The 18,489-nt window shown below is 38.7% G+C and carries 15 protein-coding genes; 11 read left to right on the top strand and 4 right to left on the bottom strand.

From position 1 onward, the window contains the following. Positions 1–52: 52 nt before the first annotated feature. The 3 genes from G504_RS0104325 to G504_RS0104335 all read right to left on the bottom strand — a co-directional run bounded on the left by G504_RS0104325 (position 53) and on the right by G504_RS0104335 (position 5,566). On the bottom strand, positions 53–1,270 hold the full coding sequence (locus G504_RS0104325) for a TolC family protein (RefSeq protein WP_019668914.1): 1,218 nt from the start codon (positions 1,268–1,270) through the stop codon (positions 53–55). Beyond that, positions 1,267–5,034: an efflux RND transporter permease subunit gene (locus tag G504_RS0104330; RefSeq protein ID WP_019668915.1), complete on the bottom strand. Its 3,768-nt coding sequence runs from the start codon at positions 5,032–5,034 to the stop codon at positions 1,267–1,269. Before G504_RS0104330 ends, G504_RS0104325 begins: the two co-directional genes overlap by 4 nt. A gap of 109 nt (positions 5,035–5,143) precedes the next feature. Continuing rightward, positions 5,144–5,566 (bottom strand): HYC_CC_PP family protein, encoded by a 423-nt coding sequence (locus G504_RS0104335; protein WP_240473021.1) that lies wholly within the window; start codon positions 5,564–5,566, stop codon positions 5,144–5,146. Positions 5,567–5,723: 157 nt separating this feature from the next. Between G504_RS0104335 and G504_RS0104340 the strand changes: the two genes are divergently transcribed. The 9 genes from G504_RS0104340 (at position 5,724) to msrA (ending at position 14,766) form a co-directional block, all read left to right on the top strand. Further along, entirely contained in the window at positions 5,724–6,173 is a 450-nt protein-coding gene (locus tag G504_RS0104340) for a GAF domain-containing protein (protein ID WP_026348390.1), read from the top strand. Positions 6,174–6,266: 93 nt separating this feature from the next. Beyond that, a complete protein-coding gene (purH, locus tag G504_RS0104345) occupies positions 6,267–7,799 on the top strand; it encodes a bifunctional phosphoribosylaminoimidazolecarboxamide formyltransferase/IMP cyclohydrolase (RefSeq protein WP_019668918.1) in 1,533 nt (510 codons plus the stop codon). A 56-nt stretch (positions 7,800–7,855) separates the two neighbouring features. Further along, complete coding sequence (locus G504_RS0104350; RefSeq protein WP_019668919.1) at positions 7,856–8,884, top strand: rod shape-determining protein; 1,029 nt, start codon at positions 7,856–7,858, stop codon at positions 8,882–8,884. 67 nt (positions 8,885–8,951) lie between these two features. Next, positions 8,952–9,770, top strand: coding sequence for a rod shape-determining protein MreC (gene mreC / locus G504_RS0104355; protein ID WP_019668920.1), 819 nt, complete (start codon positions 8,952–8,954; stop codon positions 9,768–9,770). Further along, positions 9,760–10,269 carry a hypothetical protein gene (locus G504_RS0104360; RefSeq protein WP_019668921.1) on the top strand — a complete coding sequence of 170 codons (510 nt, stop codon included), beginning with the start codon at positions 9,760–9,762 and terminating at the stop codon, positions 10,267–10,269. Before mreC ends, G504_RS0104360 begins: the two co-directional genes overlap by 11 nt. A 37-nt stretch (positions 10,270–10,306) precedes the next feature. After that, positions 10,307–12,175 carry a peptidoglycan D,D-transpeptidase FtsI family protein gene (locus G504_RS0104365; RefSeq protein ID WP_019668922.1) on the top strand — a complete coding sequence of 623 codons (1,869 nt, stop codon included), beginning with the start codon at positions 10,307–10,309 and terminating at the stop codon, positions 12,173–12,175. After that, positions 12,165–13,448 (top strand): rod shape-determining protein RodA, encoded by a 1,284-nt coding sequence (rodA, locus tag G504_RS0104370; protein WP_019668923.1) that lies wholly within the window; start codon positions 12,165–12,167, stop codon positions 13,446–13,448. Before G504_RS0104365 ends, rodA begins: the two co-directional genes overlap by 11 nt. Positions 13,449–13,766: 318 nt before the next feature. Continuing rightward, positions 13,767–14,228, top strand: a complete 462-nt coding sequence (gene msrB, locus G504_RS0104380; protein ID WP_019668925.1) for a peptide-methionine (R)-S-oxide reductase MsrB — start codon at positions 13,767–13,769, stop codon at positions 14,226–14,228. Then, positions 14,218–14,766: a peptide-methionine (S)-S-oxide reductase MsrA gene (msrA, locus tag G504_RS0104385; protein WP_019668926.1), complete on the top strand. Its 549-nt coding sequence runs from the start codon at positions 14,218–14,220 to the stop codon at positions 14,764–14,766. The genes msrB and msrA overlap by 11 nt, the downstream gene beginning before the upstream one ends. 217 nt (positions 14,767–14,983) lie before the next feature. On the opposite strand, the gene G504_RS0104395 is transcribed toward msrA, so the two are convergent. Next, positions 14,984–17,113 carry a carboxy terminal-processing peptidase gene (locus tag G504_RS0104395; protein WP_026348391.1) on the bottom strand — a complete coding sequence of 710 codons (2,130 nt, stop codon included), beginning with the start codon at positions 17,111–17,113 and terminating at the stop codon, positions 14,984–14,986. 319 nt (positions 17,114–17,432) lie between these two features. On the opposite strand from G504_RS0104395, the gene surE reads away from it, so the two are divergent. Beyond that, positions 17,433–18,212, top strand: coding sequence for a 5'/3'-nucleotidase SurE (gene surE, locus G504_RS0104400; protein ID WP_019668929.1), 780 nt, complete (start codon positions 17,433–17,435; stop codon positions 18,210–18,212). Further along, a complete protein-coding gene (locus G504_RS0104405; RefSeq protein ID WP_019668930.1) occupies positions 18,205–18,489 on the top strand; it encodes a hypothetical protein in 285 nt (94 codons plus the stop codon). The genes surE and G504_RS0104405 overlap by 8 nt, the downstream gene beginning before the upstream one ends.

Here is an 18,489-nt window from a genome sequence, read left to right on the forward strand (position 1 = left end):
TTGCTTATTTTAAGATTTATATTTAAAATTGATAATCAGTTAATTGTATTTTCTATTGATTAGTGAGGTAGTTGATTATTGCCGTTTGAACATAATTATCTTTTACTGCCTCGATTAGTTTCAACTGGAACCGCAATTGCAGTTCCTGTATATCAAGTACATCGTTAAAATCTATAGTCCCCGTTTCATAGTTTTTTATAAGGATTTCCTCTGCATCTTTTGCCTGTTCCAAATTCCTTAGTTGTGTTTGGTGTTTGATATAAGAGGCTTCCCTTTTATTAAGTGCATCACTCAAAATGGATTCCAATAGATTTCTTCGATTGGCCTTTTGAGAATTGATTTCCTCTTGTCGAAGTTCATTCTGCACGGTTCTCGATTTATAGTTGTTGTTAAAAATGGGAATAGACAGGGATACCATAGGCATGAGAATATCTTTCCCATTATCGCTAAAATCCGGACCCGGTCTTTTCGCCACAGGTATATAGTCCAGTCCAAATCCAATGTTGGGGTTTCCATCCTTCTGATTCAAAACTTCTGAATGTGCCACTGATTCATATAGTCTGTCATATTTTTCTAATTCCGGATGCAGTTCCAGTTGATTCAGTCCTACTTCAATGGGCTCGTATATTGCCAGGTCATCCACTACGGCGATAGAACTATATTCATCCCTATTCAAAAGATTATTGAACTTCGTTTGGATTGCCTGAAATTCCTGTTCCAGAATTAATTTGTCTTCCATCAGTTCATTCTGTCTTATTTGGAGTCGAAGAACATCAACTGCTGATGCACCTCCAACCTCAACAGAGGTTAAGGCCAGCTTTTCATAGGTTTTCAGAAGCTGGATGTTTTCCTCCAACACTACTTGCTTTTCGTTAATGGCATATAGTTCATAATAAGATTGTGATACGGATAGACGTAATTTTCTTTTGGTAATAACAATATCCAAATAATCTACTTCGGCCAGAGAACTTGCATAGTTGTCTCTTAATGTAATGGTTCCAAACCAGGGAAGCATTTGTTTTACTGAAAAACGTGCTTTTTGAGCACCGGTTCTTGTTTCAGGCTCGCTAACAAATACCCCTGCACTTAATTCAGTCCTTGGAAAGGCATCCGCTTCTTCAACCTTTTCCTTTGCGATATTGTATCGCAATTCAAATGCCTGCACTTCGGGATTGTTGTTTTCGGCCTCCAGAATATAAGACTCCAGGGTCTGAGCTTTTACCGCTGTAACCATCAATAATCCGGCAATTATGGTCATTGTATTTTTCATGCATTAATTCTTTTAAGTTGCCATTCGCTTTTCCAACTATACAATACCGGCACCACCAAAAGGGTAATAAGGGCAAACAACATGCCCCCGAAAGAGGGTATTGCCATGGGAATCATAATATCGCTTCCCCGACCAGTAGATGTCAGTATGGGCAATAAGGCCAGAATGGTAGTTGCCGTGGTCATCAGACAAGGACGTATCCGTTTTTCTCCTGCTTCCACAACCGATGCCCTGACAGCTTCAATTGTGTCAGGTTTGTTCCTCTCGAAAGTCTGGGTAAGGTAAGTGGCCATAACAACACCATCATCTGTAGCTATTCCAAAAAGGGCGATAAATCCTACCCAAACCGCTACACTGAGATTAATGGTATGCATCTGAAAAAGATCCCTTAAATTTTCCCCAAAGAAATTAAAATTCAGAAACCAATCCTGTCCGTAGAACCATATCATTAAAAACCCTCCTGCAAAAGCCACGGCAATTCCGGAGAAAACCATCAGTGAAGTTGTTACAGAACGGAACTGGAAATAGAGTATTAAAAAGATGATAAGCAGTGCCAATGGCACAACTACAGACAAAGTTTTTTCGGCCCGTAACTGATTTTCATAGGTCCCCGTAAACTTAAAGTTGATGCCTTTTGGAACCAGCAATTCACCGCTATCAATTTTTTGACGGATAAGTTCCTGGGCATTCTCTACCACATTCACTTCTGCAAAACCATCTAACTTATCGAACAAGACATATCCCACCAAAAAAGTATCCTCGCTTTTGATAACCTGAGGCCCCTTTTCGTATCGGATGTTTACCAATTCATTCAATGGAACTGGGCTGCCTTTAGCCACCGGAACATAAATATTCTTTATGTCCATTGGATTTTCCCTAAGCTCCCTTGGATAGCGTACCCTAACCCCATAACGTTCCCTGCCCTCAACTGTCTGGGTTAGTATCATACCACCCACTGCCACTTCCAAAACCTGTTGAACGTCTTCTACCTGTATGCCGTATCTAACCAGAGCCTCTCTGTCAATATCAATTAGCAAATAAGGTTTACCAATAATCCTATCAGCGAATACGGCTTCTTCCTTAACTCCTTTCACATCTTTCAGAATATTTTCCAATTGGATGCCAAAGGCTTCTATTTCCCCTAAATCCTGACCCTTGACCTTGATACCCATAGGCGCACGCATTCCTGTCTGGAGCATGACCAACCTGGTTTCGATAGGTTGTAACTTGGGAGCAGAAGTAACCCCCGGCAAACGTGTTACACTGATAATTTCCTCCCAAATGTCATCGGGTGAATTAATTTCTGGTCGCCAGTTACGGTAATATTCCCCGTTGGGATCTGCCACCAAATCATTATGCCTTATTTCCGAGAAATCTTTGATCTCTGCTTCCTTGGAAGTATCCATATTTTCTTTGAGCACCGTATTTGGGTTTAAAGTGAAATTACCGTCTTTTAATACAAATAATCCGTCTTCATTTACCTTAAACCGTTGCCGTTTACCAGCTTCGTTAAGCATGTATTCCCGCTTGTACTGAATCACATTTTCGTACATTGATAAAGGCGCTGGGTCCAGTGCTGATTCCGTTCGCCCTGCCTTGCCTACCACAGTTTCGATTTCCGGGATGCTGGCTACCGCCATATCCAATTGTTGCAATACCCGTTTGTTTTCTTCCACTCCGGCATGGGGAAGGGAAGTCGGCATCAATAGAAACGAACCTTCGTTCAGGGCGGGCATAAACTCCTTGCCCGTATTCTGCATGATGAGTACTCCAAAGAATACCATCACTGCCGGCACAGACAGGAACAATACTTTGTTGCCAAGAGCCCAATTCAAAATACTGGTGTAATATTTACGAAAGCTTTTGAAAACTGCCAAAAGTCCAAAACAGATAAGGGCTACAAAGAGTAAATTCCAGAAAATATTCCTATCCCAACCTAAAGGCCTCCAATATTCCGCAAGAAGAAAAATGATAACCAAAACGGAAATCGCAATATTGATGAGATTTGAACTTTTATCTGTTAATGAGAAGCCTTTGAAAAAGCGCGAACCCAGATCCGGGTTCTTTAAAAGTCCTGCTATCCCAAATGCAACTAAAGCCAATCCTGTCCAGTACCCAAAACCTATTGCCAGAATTCCCAGAAAGGCAATAATTCCATTTATTATATAGCTTAAGGTTTTTTTATTGCTTCTCTTTCTAAAGAGAAAAGCAGCAAATGGCGGTATAAGGAACAAAGCAATTATTATGGACGCAGTCAAGGCAAATGTTTTCGTAAATGCCAAAGGACGGAACAGTTTTCCTTCGGCCCCTATCATTGTAAATACGGGAATAAAACTGATAATGGTGGTCATGACTGCCGTAACTATAGCTCCGGAAACCTCTGCCGTTGCATTATAGACAACTGTATTTATAGGAAGCTTTTCTCCATCTTCGTCCAGATGTCGGATGATATTCTCAGAGAGAATAACACCCACGTCCACCATTGTTCCGATTGCGATAGCGATCCCGGAAAGCGCTACTATATTGGCGTCCACTCCAAAAAGTTTCATAGCAATAAAAACCATCAAAACGGCTACCGGCAATAAACCTGATATTAAAATAGAAGCCCTTAAGTTGAATACCATAATTACAATTACCAAAATAGTAATCAGTATTTCCAGGGTTAGCGCTTCATTTAAAGTTCCCAGTGTTTCTTCTATGAGTTCTGTACGATCATAAAAAGGAACAACTGTTAATTGGGAAATACGTCCGTCACTTAACTGTTTGGATGGAAGTCCTGAACTCAGCTCCCTGATTTTTTCCTTTACATTGTTGATGACTTCAAGTGGGTTTGCTCCATATCTGGCCACGACAACACCACCCACAACTTCCGCCCCTTCCTTATCGAGAATACCGCGCCGAACAGCAGGGCCCAATGATACATTGGCTACATCTTTTATGCGAATGGAGGTGAATTCTTCCGAAGTTACTACGGCGTTTTTTATATCATCCAATGATTCCACATAGCCAAGGCCTCTAACCAAATATTCAGCCTGATTGATTTCCAGGGTCTGCGCGCCAATATCACGATTACTCTTTTTAACTGCATTGACCACTTGATGAAGGCTAATATCATATTGTTTCATCAATTCGGGATTAACATCAATCTGGTATTCCTGCACAAAACCACCTATAGAAGCTACTTCGGAAACACCACTTGCTGAGGAAAGGGCATATTTTACGTAGTAATCCTGAATACTCCTCAATTCCTGGAGATCCCAGCCACCTGTAACGTTCCCTTCATCATCCCTGCCTTCCAGTGTGTACCAAAAAATCTGACCTAAACCTGTTGCATCAGGCCCCAATGCAGGATTTACCCCATCCGGCAATAAATCAGTGGGCAACGAATTTAATTTTTCAAGTATTCTGCTGCGGCTCCAATAGAACTCCACATCCTCTTCAAAAATGATGTAGATGCTCGAAAACCCAAACATAGAGGAGCTTCGTATTGTTCTTACTCCCGGTATACCCAAAAGAGAAGTTGTCAATGGATAGGAGATCTGGTTTTCAATATCCTGGGGAGAACGACCGGGCCATTTGGTAAAAACGATCTGTTGGTTCTCACCTATATCCGGAATAGCATCCACCGCAACGGGATTACTGGGTAAAAATCCAACCTCCCAGTTAAAAGGGGCGTTCACAATGCCCCATCCTACAAAAAGGACTAGCATCAGAACAGCTATCAGTTTATTATCTATCAGGTATTTAATGCTCTTGTTTAGCATATGAATTGATTATTAAACAGTTAGAAACCAGAGTTGGTAAAATCTATACCAACACATTAAGCCCGGTGTACAGTCTTAACTGTAGGGCCTTAATTTCAATGTTTAAAAATCAAATGAGAAAGGTCTGATCCAGAATCTGAATGTCCCTGATCAGAGGGGGCGGGGAATACTCCTTAAAGGAATTTATGTTATTATCAACTCCTTTAAACAAGTTTATATAGGTGTAAAAGAATGTTGAGACAAAGATCTGTTGCTCGAAAGTTAAATTATCGATCGAGATTTTCAGATCATCCCGGCCTTCCATTACTATTTCTAAATCGGTGCAGCAGTCCATCTCCATTTGCATAATAGAATTCTCTCCCGGTGATGCAGAAGGACTTGTTGCCATTGAACAACGATCTGCAGCCTCAAAAAAACTGTAATCAACCAGCTGATCCCCACAATAATGCATATCTACCGTAAAAGAGAGGGTAGAGAACAAGACCATGAGAGCCATGCAAAATGATGCTATTTGACGCAAAGTTTCCTTCATCTGAATAACAAAACTACTAAATTTTGTCTTTTATTGCATTGATTAACATAAGTTTAAAAAATAATTTTCCCTAATTCGCACTCTTACAGAGGTAAGATTTATACTAATCCGCGCAATTAAAATTGCCAATTTGAATACTTTTACAAAAAAAAGAGATATGCTGAGTGAATTACACCCGAAAATTGTTTCCATAATACATTCGAATGCTGAGGTATCCCTGCGCCTTCAGCAAATATGTGATCTTCTTCAGGAGTCTGTCCCATATTACGACTGGGTGGGTTTTTACTTTAAAAATGGCAACAAAGAAGAGTTAAAACTCGGGCCATATACAGGTGCTCCAACAGACCATACTATTATTCCTTTCGGGAAAGGAATTTGCGGTCAGGTAGCCCTGAGCAATGAAAACTTTGTTGTACCCGATGTTAAAGCACAGGATAATTATATCGCCTGCAGTATAAACGTAAAGGCAGAAATCGTTGTCCCCCTTTTTGTAAATGGCGAGAATATTGGTCAAATTGATATCGATTCCAATACCCCTGACCCATTTACACAGGAAGATGAAAGGTTTTTAGAATTTATAAATAAGGAGGTAGCGAAAATTCTTTAAAACTTTAACTCTTTTGTTAATAACACTCTCTAAATAATAGCTCCAAAAAAATTACATTTGTTTCCTTTGGCTATTCTATTTAAGCACTACAAAATGAGCACTACAAAAAAAATTAACTCGGCCTTAATTTCAGTATTTCACAAAGATGGCCTGGAACCTATTGTAAGGAAATTTGACGAGTTAGGAATTTCAATCTACTCTACAGGTGGCACCGAAAAATTTATCAGGGAATTGGGAATTGATGTAATCCCTGTTGAAGAAGTTACCAGTTATCCTTCTATTTTGGGTGGAAGAGTAAAGACACTGCATCCAAAAGTTTTTGGCGGTATTTTAAACCGGCAGGATAACGAAGGGGATGTAGCTCAACTGCAAGAGTTTGATATCCCTCAGTTAGATGTAATAATTGTTGACCTCTACCCTTTCGAAAAAACGGTATCCGGAGGTGCATCTGAACAGGAAATTATCGAAAAGATTGATATTGGCGGAATATCCCTTATCAGAGCTGCCGCAAAAAATTATAAAGATGTATTATGTGTTTCTTCCATGGAAGATTACGGTGAATTCCTGGAATTAATTAATACATCGGGCGGGGAGAGCACGGAGAAAGACAGAAGGCATTTCGCCACAAAAGCATTTAATGTTTCCTCGCATTATGATACTGCAATTTTCAACTACTTTAATAAGGAATACAAAAAGCCCGCTTTAAAGATTAGTGAAACCAAGGCGAAGGTTCTGCGATACGGAGAAAACCCACACCAAAAGGGATTCTATTTTGGAGATTTCGAGGCCATGTTCAACAAGTTGCATGGCAAGGAACTCTCCTACAATAATTTATTGGATGTAGACGCCGCTATAAATCTCATGAATGAATTTAAAAATGACGACCCTACTTTTGCCATTCTTAAACACAACAACGCATGTGGATTAGCTACACGAAGCACTATACACCGGGCCTATGTTGATGCGCTGGCAGGAGACCCGGTATCTGCTTTTGGAGGCATCTTAATAAGTAATGTAAAAATTGATGTTCCAACAGCACAGGAAATACATAATTTATTCTGTGAAGTGGTCATTGCACCAGCTTATGATGACGAGGCCTTAAGCATCTTAAAAGGCAAGAAAAACAGAATTGTATTAATTCAAAAAGAAACAGCACTGCCCGATATGCTGGTGAGAACATGTTTAAACGGATTTCTTCTTCAGGACAAAGATTTTAAGACAGATACCCTGGAGGATTTAAAATATGTAACAACCAGGACTCCCAGCCGGGAGGAATTAGATGACCTTATCTTTGCATCTAAACTTTGTAAGCACACAAAATCAAATACGATAGTTTTGGCTAAAAACAAACAGTTGTGTGCCAGTGGCACGGGCCAGACATCAAGGGTAGATGCCTTAAACCAGGCTATCCATAAAGCAAAATCCTTTAATTTTGATTTGGAAGGGGCTGTAATGGCAAGTGATGCATTTTTTCCATTTCCCGATTGTGTAGAGATTTCATACAATAATGGGATAAAGAGCGTTATACAACCAGGAGGCTCAATCAAGGATCAATTGAGTATCGATTATTGTAACGAAAATGGAATGTCAATGGTAATGACAGGGACTCGTCATTTTAAGCATTAATTTTACTACTTTTGTCGATGAAATTCACCCTTTAAACCGAAACCAAACTAACGCAAATGGGATTTTTTGATTTCTTAACTGAAGAAATAGCTATAGACCTCGGCACTGCAAATACCCTTATTATCCATGCAGACAAGGTGGTTGTGGACAGTCCGTCTATTGTTGCAAGAGACAGAATAACCGGCAAAATAATTGCTGTGGGAAAGGAAGCTAATATGATGCAGGGAAAAACCCATGAAAACATCAAAACCATCCGGCCTCTCAAGGATGGCGTAATCGCAGATTTTGATGCTTCGGAAAAAATGATCAATATGTTCATTAAGAACATTCCCGCATTGAAGAAAAAATGGTTTCCACCTGCTTTGCGCATGGTAATATGCATTCCTTCGGGTATTACAGAGGTTGAAATGCGTGCGGTAAAAGAATCTGCAGAACGGGTAAATGGTAAAGAAGTTTATCTTATACATGAACCCATGGCCGCAGCAATTGGAATTGGCCTGGATATTATGCAACCCAAGGGTAATATGATTGTAGATATAGGTGGTGGAACAACCGAAATAGCAGTAATTGCTTTAGGAGGTATTGTTTGTGATAAATCGGTTAAAATAGCCGGTGATGTATTTACCAACGACATCATATACTACATGCGTACACAACATAACCTCTACGTTGGGGAAAGCACCGCAGAGAACATTAAAATAACAATAGGGTCTGCGACCGAGGACCTTCAATCTCCACCAGATGATATGTCTGTGCAAGGTCGGGATTTGCTTACAGGAAAACCAAAACAGGTTTCAATTTCCTTTAGAGAAATTGCCAAAGCTTTGGACAAGTCTATTTTGAGGGTAGAAGATGCCGTAATGGAGACTTTGTCGCAAACTCCTCCGGAATTAGCGGCTGATATTTATAATACGGGTATTTACCTGGCCGGGGGTGGATCAATGCTTCGCGGACTGGACAGAAGGTTATCACAAAAGACAGATTTGCCGGTCTATATTGCTGAAGATCCATTGAGAGCGGTAGTTAGAGGAACAGGTATTGCCCTTAAAAATCTGGAACGCTACAAAAGTATTCTTATTAAATAACCTGAATTCCTCAGGGATTTGAGTTATGACTTGGCATCTCATTTTAAACGCTTAACATAACAAGTGAATGCAGCAGATAATCAATTTTATCATCAGGTATAAAACCTCGCTGCTTTACCTTTTATTGCTGTTAATTTCCCTGGCCTTTACAGTTGATTCACATTCCTATCATCGATCAAAATTCTTTAATTCTTCGAACCGAATATCTGGTTCAATATACAATGCTGCGGATGGTATTACGCGTTATTTTAACCTGAATGAAGAAAACAAAAAACTGGTCGAAGAAAACATTAAATTAAGAAGTTTACTTTTTAATTCAAATAGTGGAGATACAGTCGAATTAGATACTACGAAGTTTAATTTTACCACAATATCCGGAAGAATTATAAAGAACAGTTATGCCAGCCCTAATAATTATATAACAATAAACAGGGGAACAAACCATGGCATTAAACAGGATATGGGCGTAATTACGGCTGAGGGAATTCTCGGCATTATTGAACATACAACAAAAAATTATGCTTCCGTTCAAAGTATTTTGAACACTAAATCAAATATAAATGCCAAAATTAAGAATACTAATTATTTTGGGTCTTTGATTTGGGACGGACGGAGTTATAACCAGGTAAAACTGGAGGATATTCCCAGGTTGGTGCCTCTTTTAATTGGAGATACCATAGTTACAGGTGCCATGTCGAGTATTTTCCCCGAGAACATTCCAATCGGGACTATTAAAAAATTTGACCTGAACGAATCCAAGAGTTTTTATAGTATCGATGTAGAACTTTTTAACGATATGTCTAATGTGAAAAATATCTATATCATATACAACAAAAACAGACCTGAGATCCTGGAGCTCGAAACTAAAATAGCCAATGACCAGTAGTTATTACTATATAAATATTATTAGATTCATTTTACTTGTACTTGTTCAGGTATTGGTATTTAACAGGTTGAATTTTTTTGGCTTTATAAATCCAATGGTATATATTCTTTTCCTCTATTGGTATCCAATAAAGGAAAATAGGATAGTCTTTATATTCATAGGTTTTTTACTTGGTTTGTCTATTGATTTTTTTTCAGACACCATGGCCTTGCACGCGGCATCAACGGTTACCATAGCTTATCTGAGACCAACAATTATGCGTTTTGTTTTTGGTGTTAATTACGAATTTCAAAGTTTCAAATTATCTAATACTACCAGAGTACAACAAATTGCCTTTTTGACGTTATTAATTGTAGCACATCATATGATATTCTTTACTCTGGAAATTTTTAGTTTATCAAATTTGCTGCTAATTTTGAAGAAAGTAATTTTTACAGGAATTGCCACGCTCATATTGTGTTTACTTTTTGGTTCACTTTTCAGTGCTGAGAAAGAATAAATTGGTAATACAACAAAGTATTGAAAGCTAAATTTCAATGAAGAAAATATTATTATCTTCCATAATCATCCTCATCGGGATAACCTTTATAGGCAGGCTATCCTATTTGCAAATATTTAGCTTTTCACCGGATCAGGTATTGGACGACCCGGCCATTAAGGCTATATACGATTATCCGGAACGAGGTTACATCTATGATAGAAACGGAAAACTTTTAGTAGGAAATGACCCCGCCTACGATGTGATGGTCATTCCACGGGAAGTAAAACCTCTGGACACCCTGGAGTTTTGCAGCCTTTTAGGAATAGATAAAGATAAATTTGTACAAAAACTCCGTAAAGCCAGAATTTATTCTCCACGTCTGCCCTCGGTACTGGTGCCGCAACTTTCCAAGGAAGACTACGCAAGGCTTCAGGAGAAAATGAGGAAATATGAGGGGTTTTATATTCAGAAAAGATCTTTAAGATATTACGACACCAAAGCAGCTGCAAACGTGCTGGGATATATCAGGGAGGTAAATGAAAGAGACCTGGAAAGAAACCCTTATTACGTGCAGGGAGAATTAACCGGAGGCAAAGGTGTTGAACAGCAATATGAGGAAATCCTTAGAGGCAGAAAAGGGGTTCAATATATTCAGAAAGACAGATTCAATCGAGATATTGGCCCGTATAAAGGCGGTATACTGGACACTCTTCCGGAGCAGGGGAAGGAAATTAGCCTTACCATAGATAAGGAACTCCAGGAATATGGAGAATTGCTAATGAATGGTAAATGGGGCGGAATAGTTGCCCTGGAACCATCCTCCGGGGAAATATTAGCGATGATCTCCGGACCAACCTATGATCCAGCACTGCTTGTAGGCAGGGAGCGTTCAAAAAATTACAGCAAACTACATTATGATACTATATCCAAACCTCTGTTCGACAGATCTATTTCTGCTGAAGGTTCACCGGGATCACCGTTTAAAACGCTAAATGCCCTCGTAGCTTTGCAGGAAGGGGCAATAAAGCCCGGCACAACTTTTCAATGCTATAATGGATTTTATGTAGGCAGGACAAAAAGGGGATGTCATTGCGGAGGTGGAATAAGAAATTTAAATAGTGGTATATATAATTCCTGCAATGCATACTTTGCAGGAACATTTCGAAAATTTTATGAAAAATTTCCAACGACAGATGAAGGTCAGGATGTTTGGCAAAAACATATGAATAGCTTTGGTCTTGGAAATTTTCTGGGATATGATCTTCCAACCGGAAGACCGGGAAGGATCCCGGGTAAAGCCTACTATGACAAATGGTATGGAGATGGTCGCTGGGCTTCATCATATATTATTTCCAATTCCATCGGGCAGGGCGAAATTGCAGCAACCCCCGTTCAATTAGCCAACATGACTGCTGCTATTGCAAACCGGGGTTATTATTACACGCCCCATATTCTGAAAAAAGTTGAAGGCGAGGATATTAGTATGCCAGAATACGTTCAACCAAAGTATACTACCATAGACAAAGAGCATTTTGAACCTGTAATAAAAGGCATGGCCGATGTTTATAAAAAAGGTACAGCCAGATGGGTACAAATACCCGGAATAGAAATTGCAGGCAAAACAGGTACTGTAGAGAATTATACTATAATTGATAGTGTACGCACACAGCTTACAGACCATTCCGTATTTGTTGCTTTTGCACCTGTAAACAATCCTAAAATTGCTTTGGCAGTTTATATTGAAAATGGCTATTATGGATCCAGATACGCAGGTCATATAGCATCTTTGTTAATAGAAAAGTACTTAAAAGGAAATATTACCAGAAAGGATCTTGAAAAAAGAATGCTCGAAAAAACTCTTGAACATGAATATGCCAAACCATACAGCGGAGAAGAATTCAAGATAAATGAGTATGTTTGGTAGAAAGGCATATAAGCGAATTGATTGGCTTACCGTACTGTTTTACCTTTTGCTGGTGGCGATAGGTTGGCTAAATATTTACTCCAGCACATTTACTGAAGGCGGCGCTTCTATTTTCGATTTTGGCGAACTATACGGAAAACAATTGTTATTTATAGGTTTAAGCCTAATTAGTATCCTGGCATTACTTGCACTGGAGGCTAGTTTTTATGAACGTTTTTCCAGCGTTCTGTACATTATTTCTATGGTTCTTCTTCTTGGGCTATTTGTCTTTGGCAAGACTATTGCCGGAGCGACCTCATGGTACGACCTTGGGTTTTTTAATTTTCAACCTTCCGAGCTTGCCAAGGTTGCCACCGTTTTGGCTTTGGCAAAGTATTTAAGTGACATTCAGACAGATATTAAAAACCGGAAGGATCAATTTTATTCTTTTTTAATTATCCTGATACCGGCCATTTTAATCATTCCGCAACCAGATCCGGGCAGTGCGCTGGTGTTTTTTGCGCTGGTCTTCGTTCTTTTCAGAGAGGGATTACCCCTGTTTTACCTGGGTATTGCCTTTTTAGCCGTGATTGTTTTTATAACCACTCTGATGTTCGGAACTACCTGGGTGGGAATTGGCTTAGCTTTGATAATTGCTCTTTTTCTCTTACTTAAAAGAGCCTCTTTTAAAATTCCGATCTTCCCTTTAATAAGTGTTTTTATTATTACTATCGCTTTTTCGCTTTCCGTAAATTTTGTATTCAACAATGTCTTTGAACAACGCCACAGAGACAGATTCAGCCTCTGGCTTCGTTTGGAAAAAGATCCTGCCAAACTCGAACAAATTCGCAAAACTATAGGCTATAATACATATCAATCTGAAAAGGCTATTGAATCTGGTGGGTTCTTTGGAAAGGGATTCCTGGAAGGTACCAGAACAAAAGGGGATTTTGTTCCTGAACAACATACAGATTATATTTTTAGTACGGTGGGTGAAGAGTGGGGATTTTTGGGCACAACTATCGTTGTCATACTTTTTACACTACTACTTCTACGGCTTGTTTACCTGGCCGAAAGGCAAAAAAACGATTTCAGTCGAATGTATGGCTACGGAGCAATATCAATTTTGTTAATTCATTACTTTATCAATATCGGAATGGTCATTGGTGTGCTGCCAACCATTGGGATTCCTTTACCATTCTTTAGTTACGGAGGATCTGGCCTATTAGGTTTTACAATTCTACTGTTTATATTTCTGAAACTGGATGCAAACCGATTAAATGAGTGGGGCTAGAAACTCCAATATTCTAAATTTATGCTCTGTTCCATTGGAGATTCAATATCTTCTGTCGCAGGTGGGGGGGAATACAGGCAGGGAATATTAAATTTCTCAAACATCCTGGGACATGGAATACAAGGAATTAACAAAGAAATATATATGGTTTGTTAGCCCTCTGTGATCTTCCATGCAACATGATTTATATTTGGTTTAATTCCATTGAATTTTTAATTGAACAGATTGTAAGTCAGAGGTATTAAATCCGACTTAAATTACTTATTTTACCCATTGGTAAAACTTTTAAATTTTAGTATTCACTATAATAATAATTCTATGTTGACCTGGAAAAACATAATAAACTTTACGGTAAACGGAAATCCCGAACCAGACAGGCGTGTTGAAAAAACAGAAAATGAATGGCGCGAAATACTTACGCCAGACCAATTTCGTATTACCCGGAAAAAAGGAACTGAAGCGCCTCATTCAGGGGCATTATGCAGCATCCATGATGCAGGTAAATATTCCTGTGTATGTTGCAACACTCCCTTGTTTGATTCTACTATAAAATTTGAATCAGGCACAGGATGGCCAAGTTTCACTCAGCCCATAGCAGAGAATGCTATTAAATATGAAAAAGATGTCACCTTTGGAATGATAAGGGTAGAAGTATTGTGCAATACTTGCGATGCGCATTTAGGACATGTATTCCCTGATGGCCCGGAACCCAGTGGTCTTCGCTATTGTATCAACTCGGAGTCCATGGTAATTGAAAAGGAGGTTGTTGATGGAAAGTAAAAAATTGGAAATAGCAACCGTGGGTGGAGGATGTTTTTGGTGTACTGAAGCTGTTTTATCAGAGATTAAAGGAGTAGATAAAGTGGTCTCCGGATATTCAGGGGGCAATGCTCCGGGTAAACCAACGTACAGAGAAATATGCTCCGGACGTACCGGACATGCCGAGGTAATACAGATAAGCTTTGATCCCGACATTATTTCTTTTCGCGATCTATTACTTGTTTTTATGACTACCCATGACCCTACAACACTAAACAGACAGGGGGCAGATGTTGGAACACAATACCGTTCTGTCATTTTTTACCATAATCAAAATCAAAAAGAAATAGCGGAAGAAGTTATAGCTGAAATGTCTTCCTATTACGAAAATCCGGTAGTTACAGAATTGAGTCCGTTAAAAATATTTTATGAGGCAGAGGACTATCATCAGAATTATTACAACAATAATCAAAGTCAGGGGTATTGCAATTTTGTAATTACTCCAAAGTTGGCTAAACTAAGACAAATACATGCAGATAAACTAAAAAGCACAAGTTAGTAAGACGAGGATTGGATTAACTATGGCTAAAATGTTTATGCCAGGTGTTTCTGATAATACGGCAAGATATTTTAATAAAAAAAATCTCAATTAACTTGAATGCTTTTATCCAGGTATATTCAAATATTTTATCGCTGTTAATGGCCCTGGAGAATGAAAATAAAAAAGAGCTCCGGCAAAAAACCGGAGCTCTTTTTTTTAAAGTAACATGTACTTCTTAGCCTTTAACGCTGGCTAATTTACCGTTTTTGATATTGTTTAATTTCAAATCCTGAAGCACATTTATTGCCTCTTCCACATAGACATCTTTTGCAAGATTATTATGCCAACGGTCGCGTTTTTCTCTTAATACTGGGTCTTTTGTAAAAAGTTCTTCTTCGTATTTGAGAGATTCAAATGTTAAATGCGAATCGTAATCCGATATGGTCTTAAAATATGTAGATTTTTCTTTATCCTTTTTCTCTTCGCTCTTGTAGATATCATAATTGAGTGAAACTATATTTTCATCCTGCTGCTCCTTAAGCCATTTGGCGTTTTCTTCAATTAAGGCAATCTGCGGATTTTGCGCCATGCGCTTGGCACTATTCTCAATTGTAGCTTCATAATCTATATAACCTTCCCAGGGCTCATAATCTGCCGGTGATATTTTATCCCACGTCAACGGATTTCGCTGATCCCTTTCCCCTAAATCAATATAACTATATCTGTCCGGAACAACAACATCACTTTTAACTCCTTCTAACTGTGTTGATCCACCATTTATCCTGTAAAACTTTTGAGTTGTTAGTTTTATTGCTCCAAGATCACCATGCTCATTGCTCCTAACAATATTTTCCAGGGGGATCACATTTTGCACTGTTCCCTTGCCAAAAGTTTGTTTACTGCCAATTACTACAGCTCTCTTATAGTCTTGCATGGCAGCTGCCAATATTTCAGAAGCAGAGGCAGAAAGTTCATTCACCAAAATAACCAGTGGACCATCCCATTGAATCCTTTCATCCTTATCTTCATATACGTCCTTTTCTTTTCCGGAAGACCTTACCTGAACCACAGGACCATCTTTTATAAAAAGACCGGCCATTTCCACAACTGTTTTAAGAGAACCTCCCCCATTGTCCCTAAGGTCAATTACAAGGCCTTCTGCGCCTTCTTTCTTTAAACGCTCAACCTCCTTGGCCACATCCGTTGCTGCATTTCTCTCGGCATAATCATTAAAATCCACATAGAATTTTGGAAGGTTAATAATACCGTATTTTTCATTCTCCTTAATAACCGTTGCTGATTTGGCATAACTCTCTTCAAGTTCAACTACATCTCTTATGATAGAAATTTCTTCTATGGAGCCATCTACTTTTCTAACGGTTAAATCAACTACTGTGCCCTTAGGGCCTTTAATTAGTTTGATAGCATCATCCAAACGCATCCCGACAATATTTACCGGTAATTCTCCATCCTGCCCAACTTTTAATATTTCATCACCTACTTCCAATTGCTGGTTTCTCCAAACGGGGCCGCCCGAAATTATCTCAACAATCTTAGCTCCCTCCGGTTTTTTCTGCAATCTTGCGCCAATGCCTTCAAATTTACCGGACATACTAATATCAAATTTATCTTTATCCTCTGGAGCAAAGTAATAGGTATGAGGATCAAATTCATCTACAATTGTATTGATATAATATACGAACCAGTCTTCCCTTTTAAGATCATCTACAAAGTCGAAATATTCATCCAGCGTCTTTTTAGTAGATTCTCTGGCCTCTGATTCCATTTGCTCCAGCGACATGCTTTCCGTATTGGGATCGTCTTTCTTTTTTTGTTCCTGGACCTTAAATTTAGAATCAAAAGTTCCGATGGTGGCATATTTAAGTTGTTTTCTCCAGCGTTCTTTAAGTTCATTTCTGGATGCCGCAAATGACTGGTCTTTATAATCTATGTTAATGGATTCTTCGATTGAATAATCGAAAGGATCACTTAAAACCTCCGCATAAAGCGATTTGGCATTTTCCATTCGCTTCATGAATCTTGCATAAACAATATTGAAAAAGGATATATCTGTATTTCTTATCTGATCGTCTATTTGAAATTTGTATTTCTCAAACTCCAAAATATCCTCCTCGAGAAAATACCTTTTTGTAGGGTCTATAACATCGATAAAATCTTCAAAGACACTAACCGAGAAATCGTCATCAATTTCCTTGGGCTCATAGTGTCCGCGTTCTAAAATATAAGTAATAAGATCTAAGAGTAATTTATCCTTATCATCATTTTCAAATGACTTATTGGTAAAACTGCATGATGCAATTGCAATAAGTAGCACCAAAAATCCAAGTATGAGATTTCTTTTCATGTATTTTTTTTTAGGTGTGGTTACTATTGACCCACTTACTAACAAACTAAAATTATAAACAAAAACATGGCAAAGCCAACGAATTCCCTAAGATACTGAAAAAACCATGCCACTTTAAAGCGTGTAGCATTAATTTTTTGTTAAACACCATGAGGGTTTGTCTCCAATAAGGTAAATAATTAATCCGTTATACCGGATTTTTAAGTAATGAGGAAACATATTCAAGAACCTACCATAACCCATGTTTTTGAACAGGCCCTCTATAAGCGCGCCATAATAACATATTAAAAACGTATTTTTACCGGAGAAAGTATACAGTATGCAAAAACCCCTTATTCTGGTAACCAATGACGATGGAATAACGGCTCCTGGTTTAAGAGCTTTGGTTCGTTACATGAAGGAAATTGGCGAAGTTGTTGTTGTGGCACCAGACAGCCCGCAATCGGGAATGGGGCATGCAATAACACTGGATAATGCACTTTACTCCAAGAAAGTTACCATAGATCTTGAAAATGGTGGCCATGAGGAGTACAGCTGCAGTGGAACTCCTGCCGATTGCGTAAAATTAGCACTTCAGGAGATACTTGGCAGAAAACCTGATCTGTGTGTAAGTGGAATAAATCACGGTTCCAATTCTTCTATAAATGTTATCTATTCAGGAACAATGAGTGCAGCTATCGAAGCAGGAATTGAAGGCATACCTGCCATTGGCTTTTCATTATGTGATTATTCCTGGGAAGCTAATTTTAAAAGCACTGAAACAGAAGTGAAAAAAATTGTTGAAGAAGCACTGAGTAATGGTATTCCTAAAGGTGTTGTTCTCAATGTAAATATTCCGAAAACAAAAGGCGAAGGTGTAAAAGGCATTAAAGTGTGCCGCCAGGCAAGAGCCAATTGGAAGGAGAAATTTGATAAACGAACCAACCCAATGGGTAAGGACTACTATTGGCTCACAGGTGAATTTGAACTTTTGGATAAAGGAGAGGACACGGATGAATGGGCCTTGAGTAATGGCTATATTTCGATAGTTCCCACACAATTTGATTTAACCGCGCATCACGCTATACAGGATATAAACAACTGGTCTTTTAATGAATAATAAAAAGGAAATATTAATTGGTTTCACAGTAGGAATTATTGCCAATGTAACCGGCACACTTTTGTACATACTGTTATTTTCCGATTTTGGAATTATGGAAACATTCAGGGCGGCCGTTCAACAGGGACATATTGGAAGTTTACTGGCTCTTGGCGCAATTTTAAATCTGATCGCCTTTTTTGGCTTTCTAAAAATAAGAAGGGATCAAAGAGCAAAGGGGGTATTAATAGCCACTTTACTCACTGCTTTGGTTATTCTCTATTATAAGATTTTCTAA

The organism is Eudoraea adriatica DSM 19308, assembly GCF_000382125.1.
Classification (GTDB): domain Bacteria; phylum Bacteroidota; class Bacteroidia; order Flavobacteriales; family Flavobacteriaceae; genus Eudoraea; species Eudoraea adriatica.